Consider the following 21,315-nt stretch of genomic DNA (forward strand, 5'->3'; position numbering starts at 1 on the left):
CCAGCCCCAGCGACCGCGAAACGCGCCGGAACATGGCTCGCTCACCCCGCCCGCTCACACCCGCGCCCTCGCCAACACCCAGCCCCAGCGACCGCGAAACGCGCCGGAACATGGCTCGCTCACTCCGTCCGCTCACGCCCGCACCTCGCAGACACCCAGCCCCAGCGACCGCGAAACGCGCCGGAACATGGCTCGCTCACTCCGTCCGCTCACGCCCGCACCTCGCAGACACCCAGACCCAGCGTGCACGAAACGCCCCGCGACATGGCTCGCTCACACCGTCCGCTCACGCCCGCACCTTGCTGGCACTCAGCCCCGGCATGTGCGAAAGCGCCCTGTGATGTGGGTTGTTCATGCGTCGCCGCCGATGACCGGTGGGACGTGCAGCTTTTCGGGGCCGAGTAGTTCTTCGTGGTAGCCGTGCAGGTAGTCGGGCGACGAGTGCTCGTCGTCCTCGTCCTTGTTGCTGTTGCCTCGGCCGGGCATACCGCCCATGCCAGGCATGCCGGACCGGCCCGCGGAGGCCGCCTTTGCGGAGTTGGACGCGGCGGACGACTTGGGGGTACCGGTGCCCGGGACACCCGAAACCGTTTTGGGGGTACCGGTTTTCGGGGTGTTCGACGCTGGGACGGCGGACCTGGGGACATTGGAAGACGGCACGTTCGAACGCGGCGCGGAAGAGGACGGAACATTCGAGGACGACGGGACCGCCGACTGAGGAACCGACGACGACGGGGTAGCCGACTGCGGAGTCGTCGACGCTGACGGGGTATTCGTCGACTGCGGGGTGGTCGACGGCGACGGCGCGTTCGTGGTCCCGGGATCGGTGGAGGCAGGTTTCGTCTCACCGGGCTGGCCGGTATTCGGATTCCCGTTCCCGTTACCGTTCCCATTGCCGTTGTCGTTCGGATTGGGGATGACGACATTCGGCTGCGCCGGCTCGGTGGCGGGCGAGGGAATCTTCGGCACATTGGCGTCGGCTTGCAGCGCCACCGGGCGGTAGACGGTGCGCATCACCTCGTTCGCCAGATCCTCGGCGTTCTTCTGCCGACCGGCGTCGGTGCTGCTGATCCGATCGCCACCGAACCCGACCACGTCACCGATGGAGCCGACGATATTGGCGAGCATGCCGCCCGAGCGGCCCTCGGACTCGTGCGGGACCTGATAGGTGACCTGACTGAACCCGGTGAACGCCTCTTCGAGTTTGTTCGCGATCAGATTCGAAGCCTGTTCGACCTTCTTCACGTCACCGAGGTAGGCCTGGACGCTGGCCAGGGCGCTGGACGCGGCGGTACCGGACCAACCGCTGTCCATCTTGGCCTTCGTGCTGTTGTAGAAGGCGTCACCTTTGGATTTGGTGTTGGTGGCGAGGTCCTTCCAGGACTGAACACTGCCCCACATGGTGGGCAGATCGATACTCTCGATGAACGCGGTGATCTCGGAGTGCTTCATCCCGACGAACGGCTCGATCACAGGCGGGACAACAGTATTCGCGTACTCACCATTGAATCCTGTTGCGAGCGCCTTGTTTTCCGCGTACAGGCGGTCGCGATCCGTGTTTCCGGCCGCTTGCGCGTCCTTCTCGGCCTGGACAGGCGAAATACCGCTGCTGAACAGGTCAACGACACGGCCCGACAATGACGCGATGGTGCCGGTGAAGTTACCGAAAGTCATTCCAATCCCCCGATGTCCTACCAGTTGAGCTTGTGTTGCTGTTGTTTGATCTTGGCCTTGGTGTCGTCGTCACATGCTTGGTAGGCAGCGGCAGCCTTCTGGTACATGTCCTTCAACGCCTCGAGAACCGTGATGTGCTCAAGGATCGCTGCGGTATAAGAGCCACTCCCAGGCCCACCGTTGGCGAGATCGTAGAACTTCTGCCCGAGGGCCTTAGCCGATGTCAGGGTGCCGAATGATTCGACACGGACGGTGCGCTGAGCTGCGACCGCGAGGTCACGCAACCCGGCGATATAGGTGTCACATTCTGATATGAGCTGGTTTGCCGCATCCGCTTCAATGTAGAAATTCCCCGACTGAGCCTCGCCAGCAAGCCGCTGAAATTCCTTTGTTGTCTCTTGGGGTGTTGCCATCTCCGCTGTCCTTCGGATCGAATCCCACGCCGCTGTCAGCGGGGGATGACGTCCACTATCTGCTCGGCGGCCGCGAGGGCCAGCACACACGGATCAGTCGCGGACTTGCTGTCGATGTACTTGTTCGCGTTGACGGAAACCACTCCCTGACTGGTTTCGAAGGCGAACTCACATTCGTTGCCCCACGATCCGAGCAAGAACCGCAGCGCGGGTCGACCTTTGACCTCGACATCGCTGAAATCGTGGAAGTAGGTGTTGCTGCGGAACTCGTCCAAAGTCTTATTCGTGGATGACCCTAGAACGTAGTAACCCCACCGCCCGTCGGACCCCGGCGGAGCGGTCCACTGGCACAACCGCCAATCCGGCCGCTCCACCACCGCAGGCGTGGTGTTCTCCGTACCCGGATCAGCCCCAGTCGCCGCCACCACCGAATCCGGCAACGAACAAGGATCCCAAAGCTGCTCCTTGCTCAACTTCGCACTACTCGGCTCCGCTGTCGGCATCCCGGTTCCGGCGGGCTTGTCCGTACACCCCACCACCAGCAGCATCGCGCCGACCCCCACCGCCGCCACTATTGCCCGCATGCGCACCCCCTGGCACTCGATGATCGCTTGTCAGCGAGACTAACAGTCGGTCTTGCGGAAGACGATCCATCGCATGGCCGAATACATGTAGATCGCCTCGCAGCCGCCGGCGAGCAATCGGGACAGCCGATAGTCCAGGCCGAGGGCGGTGAGCCCGGTGCCCACGCCGAGGATGAATGCCAGATAGTTGACGATCACCACCACCACGTAGATCGCGGCCTGTCGCCCGACGGGGGCGTGGGAGTGGAAGTTGAATCTGCGGTTCAGCACGAACGCCAACCCGAACGCGCACAGGTAGCCGATAGTGATCGACAGCCACAGTGGCAGCCCGATCACACCGCGGCACAGTGTCAGCAGCACCAGGTCCACACCGAAGGTGAAACTGTTGATCAGCGCGAAACCCAGGAATGTCGCGGGGACAACACGATTCAGGCCGAAGGGCAGGCGCGCGGCGACGGCGGCGCAGCACCGGGTGAACCGGTCCGGGCGGGTGTCGGTGGTCGCCGTATCGAGCACACGACCACAGTGCCAGCGTCAGATGACGGGAAGGTGAGCGGGGAGCGAACCGATCAGCCGATCCGGCCCAGCGGCTCCGGGCGGTCCAGTGCCGACCAGGCCATCAGCCAGCGCCGCCGGGTCACATCGTCGGAGGTGCTGAGCAGCGCGTCCAACAGTACCGCCGGGTCGGCGCGCCATTGGTCGGCGATGGTGGCGAGCGCGTCTCGGCCGAACAGTCCGGATCGGTCCAGAGCTTCCAGCCACTCCGTGACCTGCCCCGCGTGGATGCGGCGCAGCACCGCCACCTCGACGACGCCCTCGTCGAACTCGGCGGCGAAGACGGCAGCCACCAGTTCGCGATAGTCCGGCCCCTGCATGTGTGATTCCTCCCTGCGGTGGCGTACGGGCCACGATGCCACGGTATCGGCGCGCACGGATTCTGGTAAGACCGCAGTTCCGCGGTATCGGCGTCGGCGGCTAGCGTCTACCCCGTGGACCCGCATGACCTGATCGACCAGCTTCCCGACGGCACCGTGCTGACCGACCCGGATCTGCTCGCCTCCTACCGGCAGGACCGGGCGTTCGACCCGGATGCCGGGACGGCGCTGGCGGTGGTGCGCGCACGGACCACCGCGGACGTGGTCACCACGCTGAAGTGGGCGAGCGCGCACGGTGTTCCGGTGGTGCCGCGCGGGGCGGGTTCGGGGCTCTCGGGCGGGTCGACCGCACTCGACGGCGGCATCGTGCTGTGCACCGAGCGGATGCGCGAGCTCACCGTCGACCCGGTCACCCGGACCGCGGTGGTGCAGCCCGGCCTGTTCAACGCCGAGGTGAAGCGGGCGGTCGCCGAGCACGGCCTGTGGTATCCGCCGGACCCGTCGTCGTTCGAGTTCTGCTCCATCGGCGGGAACGCGGCGACCAACGCGGGCGGCCTGTGCTGTGTGAAGTACGGCGTCACCACCGATTACGTGCTCGGCATGGAAGTAGTGCTGGCCGACGGCACGGTGGTGCGCCTGGGCGGGCCGCGGCTGAAGGATTCGGCGGGCCTGTCGCTGACCAAGCTGTTCGTCGGCAGCGAGGGCACGCTCGGCGTCATCACCGAACTGACCCTGCGTCTGCTGCCCGCGCAGCCGCCGCAGAGCACGGTGGTCGCCAGCTTCCCGACGCTGACCGCGGCCACCGCGGCGATCCTGGACATCACCGGTACGCTGCGCCCGTCCATGCTCGAATTCATGGACACCGTCGCGATCAACGCGGTGGAGGACGAGATGCGCATGGGTTTGGATCGCGCGGCCGCCGCACTGCTGGTCGCCCGGTCCGACGCTCCCGGCGAATTCGCCGCCCGCGAAGCACAACTCATGCTCGAAGCCTGCGAGAAGGCCGGGGCCACCGAGGTTTTCCGCACGGAGGACGCGGAGGAGGGCGAGACCTTCACCGCCGCACGGCGTTTCGCCATTCCGGCGGTGGAGAAGATCGGCTCGCTGCTGCTCGAGGATGTCGGGGTGCCGCTGCCCCGGCTGGGTGATCTGGTCACCGGGATCGCGGCCATCGCCGAACGCAACAACGTCCTGGTGTCGGTGATCGCGCACGCCGGTGACGGCAATACGCACCCGCTGATCGTGCACGACCCCGCCGACGCCGACAACACCGCGCGAGCGCATCGGGCCTTCGGCGAGATCATGGATCTGGCCATCGAACTCGGCGGCACCATCACCGGTGAGCACGGCGTGGGCCGCTTGAAGAAGGGCTGGTTGCCGAATCAGCTGGGCCCGGATGTGATGGAGCTGACCCGGCGGATCAAGGACGCCCTGGACCCGCACGGCATCCTCAATCCGGGCGCCATCCTCTGACTAGACTCGGGAACAAACCCGTCCGCGAAGGAGTTCGCTCTTCTCATGACCACCAGGCTCGAGCACAATGTCGCCGACACCCGTTTCGAGATCTTCATCGACGACACCCTCGCCGGGTACGCCGACTACGCCGACCGCGAAGGCGTGCAGGTCCGCGATTTCCACCACACCATGACCTTCCCGGAGTTCCGCGGTCAGGGCGTCGCGGCGCAGGTGGTCGACTACGCCCTGCGGGAATCGCGCGCCGCGGGCTACACGGTCATCCCGACCTGCTGGTACGTCGAGAAGTACATCGCCGAGCACAAGGAGTACGCCGACCTCGTCGCCTAGCCGCGCAGGTGGCCGGACACGATCGGGCCGATCAGCGTGAACGCCTCGGGGGTGGTGAGTTTGTTGTGCTCGAACGGGATGTCGTGGTTGGTGACCGTGCCGGTGCAGTAGGGCCGCCAGGTGTCGGGGTTCGGGGTCGCGCCGGAGCGCACATCGGTGCTGCTACAGAACAGGATGTCGCCGTCGAACGGTTCGGGGCGGTAGGTGGCGGTCTGCCGGATCAGGTTCTGGTAGTCGCGGTAGAGGTCGCGCAGGTTCTCGGCGGTGAGTGCGGCGAAGGTGCCGCCGGCTTCGCCCAGTAGCTCGGCGGCGCGGGCGGCGAGCGGGCCGATATCGCGCGCGGGTTCGGGATCCGAGGCCGCGTCGGGATCGAAACCGATGGCCGCGGCGTCGATTCCGCCGAACTCCACGAGCAGCGCTTCCGGTGGCGGAAGATGCTGTGCCGCTTCGGGTTCGGCGTCGGCTCGCGCGTCCAGGATGATGAGGGCGGCGACCTCGGCGCCCCGGCGCTGGAGTTCGACGGCGACGGCGTGCGCGAGCGGCCCGCCCGCCGAATAGCCGAGCAGCCGGTACGGGCCGGCGGCCTGGGTGCGCTGGATCTCGTCGGCGTAGAGCCGCACCCGGTCACGCAGGGGCGCTTCGGCTTCGGGGCCGCGCACGCCCGGCGACTGCACCCCGTACACCGGGTAGCCCGGATCCAGATATCGCACCAGACCCGCATAGCCCCAGGCCAATCCGACGGCCGGATGGATACAGAACAGGGCCGGACCGGAGCCGGTGGCGCGCAACGGCAGGATGGTGGCGAGCGCGCGGGCCGAATCGCCGTCACCCGAGGTGATCCGGCGGGCCAGCGCACCCGGGGTGGGATCGCCGAACATCCACTGCACCGGCATCGAGAAGTCCAGGCGCGCACGGATTTCCGTGACCAGCCGGGTGGCGACCATGGAGGTGCCGCCGAGTTCGAAGAAATTGTCGTCCAATCCGACCCGCTCCGCGCCCAGTACCGCCTCGAACGCGGCGACGACCGCGCGCTCGGCGTCGGACTCGGGCGGACGGTAGGGCAGGTCCGCGCGCCGCTGAAGCGTCGGCGGCGCGGGATGGACGACGGTGCCGGGCGGCGCGGTGACATCGAGGTCGGCGATGACCAGGGCCGGGTCGGCGGTCACGGCATCGAGCAGGTCGGCGAAGCGGCGGGCCAGCGTTTCCGCTGTCTCCGGCTCGAACAGATCCCGCGCGTAGGTGAGACTGCCGGTGATGCCCGCCGGGGCGCCCTCGGCGTCGGTCTCCTCGGCCAGCATCCACTCCAGATCGAATTTCGCGCCGACCGCCCCGGTCTTGACGGTGCGCACCTCGAAGCCGGGTAGCTCCAGCTGAACCCATTCGAAGTTCTGGAAGACCAGCACCACCTGGAACAGCGGATGCTGCGCGGTGGAGCGCGCGGGCGCGAGCACCTCGACCAGTCGCTCGAACGGCAGATCGGCATTGCCGAAGGCGTCCAGGTCGGCGTCCTTCGTCGCGGCGAGCAGGGTTTCGAAGGTGGCGGCCGGATCGACCCGGCTGCGCAGCACCAGCGTATTGACGAACATGCCGACCAGATCGTCGAGTTCGCCGTCGCCACGGCCGGCGATCACCGAACCGATCGCCACCTCGGATTGTCCGCTGAGCCGGGCCAGCAGCACCGCGAGCGCGGCATGCACCACCATGAACGGGCTGACACCGTACCAGCGCGCGAGCCGCCGCACCCGCAGCTGGACGTCGACGCCGAGACCGAATTCGACCAGCCCCGCCCGCGGGCCGCGCACGGCGGGGCGGGGATGATCGCTCGGCAGCGCCGAGACCTCCGGAATACCGTCGAGCGTGGTGCGCCAGAACTCCAGCTGCCGGTGCGCGACGCTCCCGGGGTCGTCCTCGGTGCCGAGCACCTCCTCCTGCCACAGCGCGTAGTCCGCGTATTGCAGTGGCAGCGGCGGGAATTGCGGTGCGGCACCGGCACGCCGGGCGCTCACCGCGACCATGACATCGCGGGACAGCGGTGCGAGTGACCAACCGTCGGAACAGATGTGATGCATGACGACGACCAGGCGAGCATGCCCCGGCTCGAGCCGCAGCAGGTGCACCCGGATCGGCAGATCGACGGTCAGGTCGAAACCGGGCGCCAGCAGCCGGGCGAGCACCGCTTGCTCGTCGGCCGGTTCGAGATCTGAAACCCGCACCGGCACAAACGCTTCGGCCAGCGACCGGACCTGCTGGTATGGCTCGCCGAGCGCGTCCACCGGGTAGACCGTGCGCAGCGTCTCGTGCCGGGCGATCACGTCCATCAGCCCGGTTTGCAGCAGTAGCGGATCGAGATCGCCGTGCAGATCGAGCACGATCGGCACATTGTGCGCGGGTGACTCGGGGTCGTAGCGGTTGAGGAACCACATGCGGCGCTGGGCCGCCGAGAGCGGGACGTGCTCCGGACGCTTGCGCGGTCCAGGGCGCGGGCCGGGCGGTGCGGTCGCCTCGCGCACCGCCCGCGCGAGTTCGGCGACGGTGGGCGCGTCGAAAACGGTGCGGACCGGGATGCGGGTGTTGAGCACCGCGCCCAGGCGGGCCACGATCCGGGTGGCGATGAGCGAATTGCCGCCCAGGGCGAAGAAATTGTCGTCCAGACCGACGCGGGGAACGCCGAGCAGGTCGGCGAAGGTATCGGCGACGGCGCGTTCGGCGGGCGACTCGGGGCGGCGATAGCGGCCGGAACGGATATCCGGGGCGGGCAGGGCGCGACGGTCGAGTTTTCCGGTGGCGGTGCGCGGCAGATCGGCGAGCCGCATGATCACCGCCGGGACCATGTAGGACGGAAGACGCTGCCCGACAGCCGATTTCAGATCGTCGAGGCGCGGATCGGCGTCATGTTCGAGTACCACGTAGCCGACCAGCAGTTCACCGACCGCCGGATCGCAGTGCACGGCGACCGCGGCCTGATGCACGCATTCCTGGGCCAGCAGCGCGGATTCGATCTCGCCCAATTCGATCCGCAGACCGCGCAGCTTCACCTGGAGATCAGTGCGGCCCAGGTACTCGAGTTCGCCGTCGCGCCGCCGAACCAGGTCGCCGGTGCGATACATCCGCTCCCCCGCCGGGCCGAACGGGTTCGCCAGGAACCTGGTGGCGGTCTGGCCGGTGCGGCCGTGGTAGCCGCGGGCCAGGGCCGGGCCGGACAGATACAGTTCGCCCGCGACGCCGACGGGCACCGGATGCAGCCGGTCATCGAGTACCAGGGCCCGTATGCCCGCGATCGGCGCGCCGATGGTGACCGCGCCACCCGGTCGCAGCGCGCGGCTTCCGGTGGCCCAGATGGTGGTTTCGCTGGGGCCGTAGTCGTTGAAGTACCGGTGGTCACCGGCCCACTGCGCGACCAGTTCGGGTGGGCAGGGTTCGCCGCCGGTGATGATGGCGCGCAGCGTGGAGCCGACGTCGGCGGGATCGACCGATGCCAGCGCCGACGGAGTGAGCGCGATATGCGTAATACGTTGGCGGGCCATGGTTTCGGCGAGTTCCGAGCCGCCGAAGGCGGTGGGTCCGGCAATCACCTGGGTCGCCGCCGCGCCCACCGCGAGCAGGAGATCCAGCACCGAGGCGTCGAAGCTCGGGGAGGCCAGGGCGAGGAAACGGGAGGCCGGGTCGCTGCGCAGTCGAGCACGTTGGAGGGCAGCGATATTCGCCAGACCGGCATGGGTGACGACGACGCCCTTGGGCGTGCCGGTCGAACCGGAGGTGAAGATGATGTACGCCGGGTTGCCGCGGTGGATCGGGCGGGCGAGTTCGGTCGGCGCGATAGCCGAATCCTCTGTCGTGACAAGAGTTTCAGCCAGTCCCGGATTGTCGAGCACGATCCACCGGGTCTGCGCCGCTTCTTTCGGCGGTCTCGCCCGGTCTGTCGTGAGCCCGAGCGAAGCGCCCGAGTCCCGCAGGATCTGGAGGATTCGCTCGCCCGGATAGGCCGGATCGACCGGGACGAACGCCGCGCCCGACTTCGCGACCGCCCAGACCGCCAGGACCGCATCCAGCGAGCGGCGCAGGGCCACCGCGACCGTCGTATCCGGGCCCGCTCCCGCTTCGATCAGCAACCGGGCCAATTGATTCGACCGCCGGTCCAGGTCCCGATAGGTCGATTCGAGCGGGCCATCGACCACCGCGATGCCGTTCGGATTCTCCGCCACCGCGGCGGCGAGCAATTCGGGCAGCAGAGCGGGTGCAGCGGCCGAGGGTGCGGATTCGGCGAGCGCGTCGTCGCGCTCGAGCGGATCGAGCAGATCGATATCACCCACGGGGACAGCGGGATTCGTGGCGACGGCTCGCAACAGTCGCAGCCAGTAGTCGGCGAAGCGCTCGATGGTGGCGGGGGCGAACAGATCGGTGGCATAGCCGAAACTCACCGATAGGCCGTCGGCCTCCTCGGTGACCGTGACGCTGAGATCGAAGCGGATCGACTGTTGATCCAGGGCAACGGGTTCCACGGTCAGATCCGGAAGGGTGAACCGCACCGGCGCGAGATTCTGATACACCAGCATGATCTGGATCAAGGGGTGCCGGGCCGCCGAGCGCGCGGGATCCAGCACGTCCACCAGCTGTTCGAACGGGATATCGGCGTGCGCGAACGCATCCAGGTCGGTGCGGCGAACCCGGCCGAGCAGCTGCGGAAACTCCTGGTCGAGTGCCACTTCCGTGCGCAGGACCACCGTATTGACGAACATACCGATCACGTCGTCGAGTTCGGCCGCGCCGCGACCGGCGACCGGCGTGCCGATCGCTATATCGGAGCCGCCGCTCAGCCGGGCGCACAAGACCGCCAGCGCGCTGTGCAACACCATGAACCGCGAGCACCGGTGGGTGCGTGCGAGATCGGTGAGCCCGGCGAGCAGCGCGGCATCGACCCTGGTGTGCACGGTCGCGCCGCGCAATGAGGCGGACGCGGGACGGTGGTGGTCGGCGGGTAGGGCGAGCTGATCGGGCAGCTCGCGCAGTGTTCGGGTCCAATAGTCGAGCTGGCGGGACAGCAGCGAATCGCGGTCCCGGGCACTGCCCAGTCGATCTCGTTGCCACAGTGTGTAATCCGCGTACTGCACTGGCAGCGGCGACCAGTCGGGCGCACCGCCACGTCGCCGGGCCGCATACGCGGTCATGACATCGCGGGCGAGGGGGCCCATCGAGAATCCGTCCGCGCTGATGTGGTGCACCACCACGACCAGCACGTAGTGCTCCGCCGAGGTCTCGAACAGGCGCAGCCGAACAGGCACCTGCGCGGTGACGTCGAATCCAGCTCCGATGCAGTCGATTACAGCGATTGCCAGTTCGGATTCCGACACCGTGTGCCGCGTCGGACGCAGCTGCTCCGCCACGATTTCGGTGGGCAGGACCACCTGGTAGCCGACACCATCGCGCGCCGGGTACACGGTGCGCAGCGACTCGTGCCGGTCGAGTACATCCGCGACCGCGGCACCCAGCGCCGCGAGATCCAGACTGCCGGTGAGCCGCAACACGATCGGGATGTTGTATCCGCCCGAATCGGGGTCGTACCGGTTGACGAACCACATCCGCTGCTGGGCCGGGGACAACGGAACGAGCTCCGGGCGCGGACCGGAGCTCGAGCGCTCGGCAGGGTGGTCATCCGGGAGTTGACCGCCGGCCGCGGAGCCGGAGGACGAATCCGAGGGGAAATCACGGAGCGAAGCCGCGAGTGCGCGGACGGTCGGGGCCTCGAAAAGCATGCGCACCGGAACATCGATCCGCAGCGCGGCGCTCAAGCGGGCGGCGGCGCGGGTGGCCGAGAGGGAGTCGCCGCCCAGGAGGAAGAAGTCGTCGGATGCGCCGACCTCGGTGCGGTTCAGGACACCGGCGTACACGTCGGCGACCACCCGTTCGGCCCCGACCGGGGCGATGTACTCGGTGGATTCCGGTATCGGGTCCGGGAGAGCGCGCAGGTCGGCCTTTCCGTTTCCGGTGAGCGGCAGCGCATCCAGCACGGTCAGCGTCGCGGGCAGCAGATGTCTGGGCAGGCGGTGCGCGAGAAATTCCCGCAGGACGGCCGGGGCGAGTTCGGTGCCGGTCGCCGGGACCACATAGGTGTCGAGCACGCGGTCACCGCTGGGACCCGGCCGGGGCACGGTCACCGCCAGCGCGACACCCGCGTTCGAGCGCAGCGCTGCATCGATCTCCCCCGGCTCCACTCGGATTCCGTGCAGTTTGATCTGAGCGTCGTTGCGGCCCACATACTCCAGCCGGGTCCGTGCCGACCGCCGGACCAGATCACCGGTCCGGTACATCCGCGCACCGGGCGCACCGAACGGATTCGCCACGAAACGCGCGCCGGTGCTGCCCGGCCGGCCGATATAGCCGCGTGCGAGCCCAGACCCCATCACGTACAGCTCTCCGACAACGCCCACCGGCACCGGTCGCAACCACGAATCGAGCACGGCCAGTCCGGTTCCCGGCATCGGCGCACCGAGCGTCGCGGTGTCACCCGCGGCCAGCGCACCGGTGAAACTGGCGGCGACCGTAGTCTCGGCGGGCCCATAGGAGTTCAACAGCCGCCGCCCGGCTCCGAGCCGCGCCGTCAGCTCGGGCGGGCACGCCTCACCCCCGGTGACCAGCACCCGCACCCCGACCAATGCCGCACTGGGTAGCGTCGCGAGCACCGCGGGTGTCGAAAAGACGTGGGTAGCACCGGAATCAGCGATCAGGCGCGCGAGTTCGGTACCCGCGTTCACCTCCGGCGGCGCCACCACCACGGTCGCCCCCGACGCGAAGCTCGACAGCCACACCATGATCGCCGCATCGAAATTCGGGTTCATACACAACAGCACCCGGTCCCCCGGACGCGCCCGCACCTTCGCCGCCACCCCGGCGACCAGCCCACTCAAACCGGCATGAGTCACCACCACCCCCTTGGGCCGCCCGGTCGACCCGGACGTATAGACGACGTAGGCCGGATTGCCAGCCCGCACCGGGTGCTGCCGGTCGAGAATTGCCGGTACAGGCGGTGATCCGGCCGTGCACTGCCGATCTTGCTCGGCCCCGGCCTGATCGGAAGCCGTCAAACCTGCTTCCTCTGCGGGCCGGTCTGAGCGAGCCGGGGCAGCGCATGAGTCCGCCGAATGCTCCGGTGATCGAGAGCGAGCAGCCGACGAGCGGTCCCGCGAACTCGGTCCGATTTCGGCAGGCGGGATTTCACCGCCGGAGCCTGTCCCGATCGGGCCCAGTTCACTAGCCGCGACAGAATCCGTCCGGGGCAGTTCATCAATCGCGGCAGTATCGATCCCGGGCGGTTTCGCGGCAGTGATGCTCCCGGCCGCCTCACTCTGTACGGTGGGCTGAATCGTGGGCGGTAGGAGCCAGGTGATGCTGTCGGGCAGGCGGTTTCGGTACTCATTGGTCGTGATACCCAGGCGTGCCCCGCAATCGGCGGCGATGGTGGTGAGGCGGTCGGGTGGGTGGTCGATGTCGACCGGGACGAAGGCGGCACCGGATCTGGTTATTGCCCAGGCTGCCAGGAGCCATTCGGGGGAACGGGGCAGGGCCAGCAGGACAGTGGATTCCGGGGCCGCGCCGGCCGCGACGAGGGTGTGTGCCAGCTCGGTCGACTGGTGGTCGAGGTCGGCGTAGGTGAGTTCGGAACTCTCCCAGGCGATTGCGGTGCCGGGGTGGATGCCGGTCCTCAGCAGGTCGGGTAGCAGGCGAATGGGCTGGGGACGGGCGTGCAGGATATCGGCGTGGTCCGTGCCGCGGAGTTCGACGGTACGGCGGCCGGGATTCTCGATGATCCGGGCGAGCAGGCGAGACAGTCGAGCGGCGATCGCACCGGACTCACCCGCCGTGAAATAGCGGCTCGAACACGTCAGGGTCATCCGCAGGCCATCGTGCACCTTCGCCTCCAGTGACAGTGGATAGTGCGTGGCGTTGCGGGTGCGGAAATTCGTGACCTGTAGTGCGGCACGGTCGGCGGCGGTCAGCAGAGCGGGTAGATCCAGCGGGTAGGACTCGACGACCAGGGTGGTGTCGAACAGTGGGCCCAGACCCGCGTCCGCCTGGATATCGCTCAAGCCCGCGGTGTGGTGCTCGATCAAGGCGCCCTGCTCGCGCTGGACGCGGGCCAGGAGATCGCGCACCGGCTCGTCCGGGCGCAGGGTGACGCGGACCGGGATGGTGTTCACCAGCATGCCGATGATTCGGTCGGCGTCCGGGAGACCGGCGGGGCGGCCCGAGACGGTCGCGCCGAAGACCAGGTCGGTGTGGCCGGTCAGTTCGGTCAGCAGCAGAGCCCAGGCGACCTGGATCACCGTGTTGACGGTAATTCCGCGGGCAGCGGTGAGATCGGCCAAGGTTGTCGTGGTCGTGGTCGGTAGGGGGACGGCGATTTCGCGTTTGGCCGGAGCCTCGGGATCCTCGATCGGTGGACGAGGACCGGTCACCAGGGTCGGCTCGGGCAGGTCGGCCAGCGCCGTACGCCACACCTCGAGTCCCGAGCGGGCATCGCGGCGGGCCAGCCACTCGAGATACCGGCGGTAAGATGGGGGCGCGCCGAATCCCGCACTGTCACCTGACGTTTCGTACAGGATGAGGAACTCGCCGAAGAGCAGCGGCATGGACCAACCGTCCAGGATCAGATGGTGGTTGGTGACCACCAATCGCACGTCCGCCGGGCCGCACCGGATGCAGAGAAACCGGATCAATGGCGCTCGTGCCGGGTCGAATGGACGAGCGAGCTCGTTCGCGACCAGATCGGCGACCTCACCACGCGTGGCTTCCACAGTTCGCCAAGGCATTTCGACCTGGTCCAGGACGACCTGCACACCGGTGTCCACATCGAAGGCGGTGCGCAGCACCTGATGACGCTCGATCAACGCGGCGGCAGCGGCGGCCAAACGGGCGGTGTCCACCGTCCCGGCGAACTCGAAGACTGCCTGGACCGTGTAGGCATCCGGGCCGCCGGCCGCCAGCCGCGCATGGAACAGCAGGCCGCGTTGCAGCGGTGTGAGCGGCCAGATCTCTTCGGTACCAGGGTATTTCGCGATCAGGTCGGCGTGCTGGTCCGGTGTCAGCGTGACGAGCTCCGGAGTGTTCGGTTCCGCCGCGTCGTCCGCGGCGCTACCCGCGATCGCGGCGAGCGCGGCGGGAGTCTGCTGCTCGAACACCTCCCGCGGCGTGAACACCAGACCGGCTTTCCTGGCCTGGGCGACCAGGCGGATCGACAGAATGGAATCACCGCCGAGCGCGAAGAACGACGACTCCGGCGCGACCGTCGGCACGCCGAGCACGTCGGCGAACACCGCCGCCAGAGCGTGCACGGAATCGGCTGTCTCGGTAGCGGATTCGTCTGGTTCGAGCACCGGCTCCGGCAGCCTGCTCCGATCGACCTTCCCGTTACCGGTGAGCGGCAGCTCGGACAGCACAGTGATCGTCGCGGGCACCATATGCGCCGGGAGCCGCCGCGCGCAGAACGCGCGCAACTGTTCGATATGCACTATCCCCGGCCGCACGGGAACCACATACGACGCGAGCACCGTCCGCCCCTGCACACCCGCCCTCGGCACCGTCGCGGCGATCTCGACCTCCGGGTGCGCGGCCAGCGCCGCGTCCACTTCGCCGGGCTCGACCCGCATCCCGCGCAATTTCACCTGAAAGTCCGTGCGGCCCAAGTAGTCCAGTCCGCCGCCGTCCGAACGCCACCGCACGAGATCACCGGTGCGGTACATCCGCACACCCTCAGCCCTGGATGGACGCACGCTATCCGGCGCGGCGAAATGCGCACCCCGCGCAGAGGGGTCCGGCCCCGCCGCCGCGACGGAACCCGCACCACCCCGCACGACGGAATCCACACCACCCGCCGCGACGGGATCGGCACCACCCGGCACGACAGGATCGACACCACCCGGCACGACAGGATCGACACCGGTCGTCGCGAAGGGATCCGCCACAAAACGTTCGGCGGTCAGGCTCGCTTGCCCGGCGTAACCTCGCGCCAGTCCGGGCCCGCTCACATACAGCTCGCCCGGGGTCCCGATCGGCACCGGTCGCAGGCGACGATCCAGAACGTAGAGGGCGGCACCCGGCACCGGCATGCCGATTCCCGAATCACTGTCTGCCACCAGCGGTTCGGTGAACGTCACCGCCACCGACGCTTCGGACGGGCCGTATGAGTTCAGCATCCGCCGCCCGATTCCGAAGCGCTGCACCAGCTCCGGTGGGCAACTCTCACCACCGGTCGACACGACCTGAATCGCGTCCAGCGCCCCCTCCGGCAATGTCGCCAGCACCGCGGGTGTCGAACACAGATAGGTTGCCCCGAGCTCGCGGACAGCCGTTGTCAATTCCGCTCCGGCCATCACCTCCCCCTCGGCGATCACCAACGTCGCCCCGCTGGTGAAGGCCACCAGCAACTCCAGCAGCGACGCGTCGAAACCCGGGTTGAGACAATGCAATACCCGCGCGCCCGGCCCCGCGCGATAAGCCTCCCGCACCCCGGCCACCAACCCAGCCAACCCCGCATGCGTCACCACCACGCCCTTGGGCACCCCGGTCGAGCCGGACGTGAACACGATGTACGCGGCCCCACCCGGCCGAATATCCGCCCGGCGCGCCCACTGCTCCCTCGCACCCCGGCCCACCCGTTGCGGTACCCCCACCGGATCGCCGACGCGGGCGCGTTCACCCGAGCCGGCAACCACCTCCCGATCCTGGACGCAGGCACGATCACCCGAGCCGGCAACCACCTCCCGATCCTGGACCCAGGCACGATCACCCGAACCGACAACCACCTCCCGATCCTGGACCCAGGCACGATCACCCGAACCAACAACCACCTCCCGATCGGAAGACGTCGAGTCGCGAGCCCCGCCCGGCACTGCTCCGGCCGACGGGTCACCCGATTCGGTGTCCGGGTCGCCCACGCACCGATCTGGCGTGCCCTCCCGCCCGGGTAGTGGCACAACGCGCTCGACGACAACATCCACCGGATCGAGCAGCTCTGGCTCGCGCTCCCCAGGCAATCCGCCACCATCGGCCATGGGCACGCCCTCGAGTGCGTCGCGACGTTCCGCGGGGTCCCGATCACGCTCCGCCGAATTCGAGTCCCCGCGCGGCCTCGACTCGCCGGACACCGCGCTTGCATCCGGTATGTCTTCAACGGGCTCGCGTGCTGGCAGACCTACCGCGCGACGGGTTCCGGTCGTGCCGGGCGCAGCAGTCAGGGAAATCGGGATCCAATCGATGTCGGCGGGCAGGGTGTCGATCAGGTCCGGGGTCGTGATGCCCAGGTGCGCACCGCATTCGGTGGCCATGCGGGAGACTCGGGCCGGTGGGTTGCCAGTGCCGATCGGGGTGTAGGCGGCGCCGGTGCGGGCGATGGCCCAGAAGGCGACTATCGCGGCGATCGAGCGTGGCAGGGCGACCAGGATGGCGGTTTCGGGGCCCGCTCCCGCGGCGGTCATGGTGCGGGCCAATCGGGTTGCGGCAGTGTCTAGTTGGCCGTACGTGAGGTCGCCGGAGAAGGTGTGCACGGCGGTAGCGTCGGGGCCCGCCGCGCGCAGGCCGTCGTCGAGTAGATCCGGTAGCAGACGCGGGTCGGGTGCGGGCGCTCCCCGCAAGCCGGTGAGCAGGTGGCGTTCCTCGTCCAGGAAGCAGGACAGATCACGCAGTGGAGTGTCCGGGGCGGCGGCGAGCAGGGATTCGAACAGGCGCAGGAAGCGACGGTGGTGGCGGGACAGGGCATTCGGGTCGTACAGGTCGGGGTTGGCGGTGAAGTCGACGTGGATCGGGCTGCCCTGGCCGTGCTGGTAGAGGTTGACGAAGAGGTCTTCGATCGGGCCGGAGGTGAGCACGTGCAGATCGGTCTCGATGCCGGTGAAATCGACCCGCGCGGGGAACAGCATGATGTTGACGACCGGCCCGACGAAGCCGCGTCCGCCGAGGCTGTCCGCGCCCTCCGCGCGGATCTCCTCGTGCCGGAAACGCTGGTGGCGCAACGCACCCGACACCTCCACCCGGAGGGCGTCGACGACTTCGGCGACCGTCCGCCGCTCGGCGACCTCGACCCGCAGCGGCACCACGTTGGCCAGCATGCCGCCGGAACGCCGCAGCAGCGCGGTGGTGCGACCCGACACCGGCAGACTCAGCACCACCTCGGACTGCCCGGTCAGTCGCCCGTAATACACCGCGAGCGCGGCCATCACCAGCGCGGGCGCACCCACGCCGTGCCGCTCGGCCGCGAGGTCGATCAGTTCGTTCATCGACTGCGGCAGCATCATTCGCCGCTGCCGCCCCAGTGCGTGTGCGGGCGCGCGGGCCTCGACCAGACTGCATCGCTGCGGCATGCGCGCGACCCGCTCCCGCCAGTAGTCGGCGTCGGCCGCGAACCGGCTCGACTCGCGATAGCGCAGCTCGTCCCGGTACAGCTCGTGGAGTGACGCCGCCGCAACAGCTTTCGGCTCCTCGCCCGCCAGCGCCGCGTTGTACAGCTCGGCGACCCGGTACAGCATGGTCACCGACCCGAACCCGTCCAGCACGATGTGGTGGATCCGCGAATACCACAGCACCCGTTCGGGTCCCACGCGCAGGAGCGCCGTCCGGCCGAGGCGGTCGGCGAGCAGGTCGATCGGCTCGGCCACGTCGGTGCGCATCCAGCGCAGCGCCGCCGCGTCCGGATCAGCGGTCATCCGGAAGTCCCGGTACTCCACCCGGGGTTCCAGCCGCTCGTCGGTGAGCTGGTAAGGGCCCAAGTCGTTTTCGGCGAGCCGCAGAATGCCGGAGCCGAATTCCCGGGCCGCCCGGCGACAGGCATCCGCCAGCGCGTCGATATCCAACCGGCCGCGCATCTCGATGTACTGCGCCTCGTAGAGCGGCACCCCCGGATCGAGTTGCTGGGCGTACCACATGCCCAGCTGTGCGGGCGTGAGCGGAAACTCCGTCACCAGGTCGTCCGCCATGTCGAACCCCCGAAGGTCAGTGGTGATGCCGCGGACCGGCCGGAACCGGTTCGCCGTTGGTGCGGCTGTGCGCGACCGGAAGCGGCTCGGGCCGCACCTCGTAGGCCGGGACTTCGGTGTCCGGCTGCGCCGTCAGCCGGCTGACCACCGCGTACCGCACATGGGCGGGCAGGCCGGGCGCGAACTTCTTCACATACGCCGTCATCCATTCCGGCCGGGCCAGCAGGAACGGGAAGTCGGTGGCCATCATGGTCCGCACGACGAGCATGGGGATCGGCGCGTCCAGCGGATGGAACTCCTTGTTCCAGAGCCCGGGCTGGTCACACCCGGGATAGAACTGGCCGAGCATGAGCCCCTGCTCGACGAACGACGTCTTGAGTTCGGCGTGCAGCTCATCGATGAGGGTGTACTCGTTCAGGTCGGGTAGCGCGGTGATCAGGGTGCGCAGCGCGGCGGCCCCGCCCTCGGCAGGCGGCAGTTCGGGAAACAGCGCCAGCGCGTCCGCGAGCACCCGCCGTACGGCCGCCGGACGTGGGTGCGCACCGGGGATCTGGCCGATCCACATGAGATCGCGCCGGATCGAGGGGCCGACGTACGGGCACACCGGGCCCTCCCGGCCGAGTTCGGCCGTGTGCCCGGTCAGATAGGTTCGCGCCCAGCCGCGAATAATGCCCATCGTCGATCTTGTGAACGGGCATGATATTTCGTTCGTGGACTGCGGGATCCAATTCATCCCCGACCGCGGTCCGATAACGATCTTGGTCATGGTCACCTCGTCACGTTATGAGGTCGAGTATCCTCCCTTATCGCTCCTATTCCTACCTATATTTCAGTCCACGATTTCGGGGCTGCGCCTTCGCAAATTCGCCGACCAGAACCGGTAACACATCGGCCGGATCAGCCGATTTATATAAGAATGGTCAGGTCACGCGTCAGCATCGGAATTATTGCACTCGAGCAACGTTCGAGGACCGCTGCACCGTGGCGGTCGTGAGCGATCTCGGAATCAGCACGATCGCCTTCACCCCGCCGTAGTCGGACGCGGTAAGCCGAACCGTAATGCCGTGGCGAGCAGCCAATTTGGCGACCACAAACAATCCGAGCCGACTATCTCCGGACATGGTCGCGACGCTGAAATCCGGCGGCTGTGCCAGTAGCGCATTGCGTGCGGCCATATCCGCGGCCGACATGCCGAGGCCCTGATCGGAGATCTCGATGGCGATTCCCTTGCCGACCGTCCCGCTGGTGACCTCGACGGACGAGTCGGGCGGAGAGAACGCGGTGGCATTGTCGGCCAGTTCCGCCAAGAGGTGGATGATATCGGTGACGGCCGCGCCGACGATCTGTGTCTCCGGCAGTTTCCGGACATGAATTCTGGTGTAGTCCAGTGATTCCGCGGCCGCACCGCGAACCACATCGACCAGCGGCACCGGATGACGCCACTTTCGGCCCGGCTGTTCCCCGCCGAGCACGATGAGGTTCTCGGAATTGCGGCGAGCCCGAGTCGCCAGGTGGTCGAGCTGGAACAGCAACGTCAGCCGGTCCGATTCCTGTTCCTCCCGCTCGGCTTTGTCGAGCAGGGCCAACTGGCGGTGCACCACCCCCTGCGAGCGGTGGGCGATTTTGACGAACACCGCGTTCACGCCCGCCCGGGTTTTCGCCTCGGCCACCGCCGCCGCCACCGCCGCCTGGTGCGCGCGGTTGAAGGCGTCGGCGACGTGGCCGATCTCGTCGGTTCCGAAATCCAATCGGTCCGCGGCCTCATCGAATTCCTCGCCGCCCGAAAGTCGCCGGATGGTGTCCGGCAGCCGCTCGTCGGCCAATTCCAGCGTTTCCCGGCGTAGCCGACGCAGGCGCGCGATGAACCTGTTGGCCAGGACCAGCGCCGCAAGGAACGCCACCAGCGCGAGCGAGAGCACGCCCGCCCCGGCGGCCAGCGAGTTCCGGTTGAGTCGATTGCCCTGTTCGGTCGCTTCGAAATGCGCGTCGACGCTCTGAGCCTCCCACAGGCCCAGTAGATCGCGCCGGACCTTGCCGGCGACCTGCTGCCATTCGGTCAGCGTCAGTGGCAGCTCATCGACGGATATGCCGGAGGAAGAACCGGTGACCGGGCCATGCTCGAGGATCGCGTCCTCCATGGCGCGCAGCCGCTGCCAATCCGAGCCGGCGGTGATCGCCTTCCATCGGTCCAGGTGTGCCCCCTGGAGCACCGACCCGACATAGGCGATCTCGCCTCGCCCGTCGCCGATATAGCCGGCCAACTCCACCAGCAACTCCGGCGACAACTGCCCGGTGAGCAGCACCAGCGAACCCAATCCGCTGGTGCGCGATATGGATTCGGCGGCCCGCAGCGCATGGACCGACTTGTACAGCTCGACCGCGATATGGGAATCGGGCGCGACGCTCGCCGAGATCAGCCAGCCGTTGATGATGGCCGCCACCGCCATGCTGTACGCGGTGAACGCGTCCGCGGCCGGGATCGTGCGCGCATCGATGGCGGCGCGCAGGGCAGGCACCTTCTGGCCGACACCGACCCGGAAGAATCCTTCCTTCAGGTCGGGCCGCAATTCCGACAACGCATTGGCTTGGGCCACCACCGCCGCGTATCCCACATCGGATTGCTTGCGCGCCTCGGCCAATGCGAGCCCCGTCGAGGCGTCCCCGGCCAGGAACAGCAGCGAAAGCCTGCGCTCCTCCTGGAAGGCTTCGATCATCATGATCGACGGCCCGGAGGTGCCACGCGCCAGCTCGGCGAACCGATTGGCCTCCCGTCCGCTCTGCACCAGATAGGCAGATCCGCCCACCCCGACCGCGAGGAGCGCGACGCTCGGGATGAGAACGATGACCAGCACCCTGGTCCGGACACTGACGACCCGCCGCCACCGCGCGGAGGTCATATCGAGGAATCTACTGCTGAACACCGAATTATCGCCTACCTGCAAGTCTGGCTACGTGCCAGTGGTGCAGGCAAAGTTAGTCACCGAAACGTCGCTCCCGCAGCACT

At 68.0% G+C, this 21,315-nt stretch carries 10 protein-coding genes; 2 read left to right on the forward strand and 8 right to left on the reverse strand.

Features of this window, described 5'->3' with window-relative positions; translation table 11 throughout:
• Nucleotides 1-351: 351 nt before the first annotated feature.
• The 5 genes from ACFVMC_RS00720 to ACFVMC_RS00740 are packed head-to-tail and all read right to left on the reverse strand — an operon-like array spanning nt 352 to nt 3,546.
• On the reverse strand, nt 352-1,674 hold the full coding sequence (locus tag ACFVMC_RS00720; protein ID WP_379205693.1) for a hypothetical protein: 1,323 nt from the start codon (nt 1,672-1,674) through the stop codon (nt 352-354).
• A gap of 17 nt (nt 1,675-1,691) precedes the next feature.
• Complete coding sequence (locus ACFVMC_RS00725) at nt 1,692-2,087, reverse strand: hypothetical protein (protein WP_379205694.1); 396 nt, start codon at nt 2,085-2,087, stop codon at nt 1,692-1,694.
• Nucleotides 2,088-2,122: 35 nt separating this feature from the next.
• Nucleotides 2,123-2,671: a DUF3558 domain-containing protein gene (locus ACFVMC_RS00730; protein ID WP_379205695.1), complete on the reverse strand. Its 549-nt coding sequence runs from the start codon at nt 2,669-2,671 to the stop codon at nt 2,123-2,125.
• A gap of 39 nt (nt 2,672-2,710) precedes the next feature.
• Nucleotides 2,711-3,187: a GtrA family protein gene (locus tag ACFVMC_RS00735; RefSeq protein ID WP_379205696.1), complete on the reverse strand. Its 477-nt coding sequence runs from the start codon at nt 3,185-3,187 to the stop codon at nt 2,711-2,713.
• A 53-nt stretch (nt 3,188-3,240) separates the two neighbouring features.
• Entirely contained in the window at nt 3,241-3,546 is a 306-nt protein-coding gene (locus ACFVMC_RS00740) for a hypothetical protein (protein WP_379205697.1), read from the reverse strand.
• A gap of 114 nt (nt 3,547-3,660) precedes the next feature.
• Between ACFVMC_RS00740 and ACFVMC_RS00745 the strand changes: the two genes are divergently transcribed.
• Complete coding sequence (locus ACFVMC_RS00745) at nt 3,661-5,019, forward strand: FAD-binding oxidoreductase (RefSeq protein WP_379205698.1); 1,359 nt, start codon at nt 3,661-3,663, stop codon at nt 5,017-5,019.
• A 45-nt stretch (nt 5,020-5,064) separates the two neighbouring features.
• Nucleotides 5,065-5,349 (forward strand): GNAT family N-acetyltransferase, encoded by a 285-nt coding sequence (locus tag ACFVMC_RS00750; protein ID WP_379205699.1) that lies wholly within the window; start codon nt 5,065-5,067, stop codon nt 5,347-5,349.
• Here the strand turns inward: ACFVMC_RS00750 and ACFVMC_RS00755 are convergent.
• The 3 genes from ACFVMC_RS00755 to ACFVMC_RS00765 form a co-directional block, all read right to left on the reverse strand.
• Nucleotides 5,346-18,311: an amino acid adenylation domain-containing protein gene (locus tag ACFVMC_RS00755; RefSeq protein ID WP_379205700.1), complete on the reverse strand. Its 12,966-nt coding sequence runs from the start codon at nt 18,309-18,311 to the stop codon at nt 5,346-5,348. The two genes, ACFVMC_RS00750 and ACFVMC_RS00755, sit on opposite strands and share 4 nt — an antisense overlap.
• A 16-nt stretch (nt 18,312-18,327) precedes the next feature.
• Nucleotides 18,328-18,987, reverse strand: coding sequence for a DUF6875 domain-containing protein (locus tag ACFVMC_RS00760; RefSeq protein WP_379205701.1), 660 nt, complete (start codon nt 18,985-18,987; stop codon nt 18,328-18,330).
• A 268-nt stretch (nt 18,988-19,255) separates the two neighbouring features.
• Nucleotides 19,256-21,208, reverse strand: a complete 1,953-nt coding sequence (locus ACFVMC_RS00765) for a nitrate- and nitrite sensing domain-containing protein (protein WP_379205702.1) — start codon at nt 21,206-21,208, stop codon at nt 19,256-19,258.
• Between the last annotated feature and the right edge of the window lie 107 nt (nt 21,209-21,315).

Source organism: Nocardia sp. NPDC127579, assembly GCF_042672005.1.
GTDB lineage: Bacteria > Actinomycetota > Actinomycetes > Mycobacteriales > Mycobacteriaceae > Nocardia.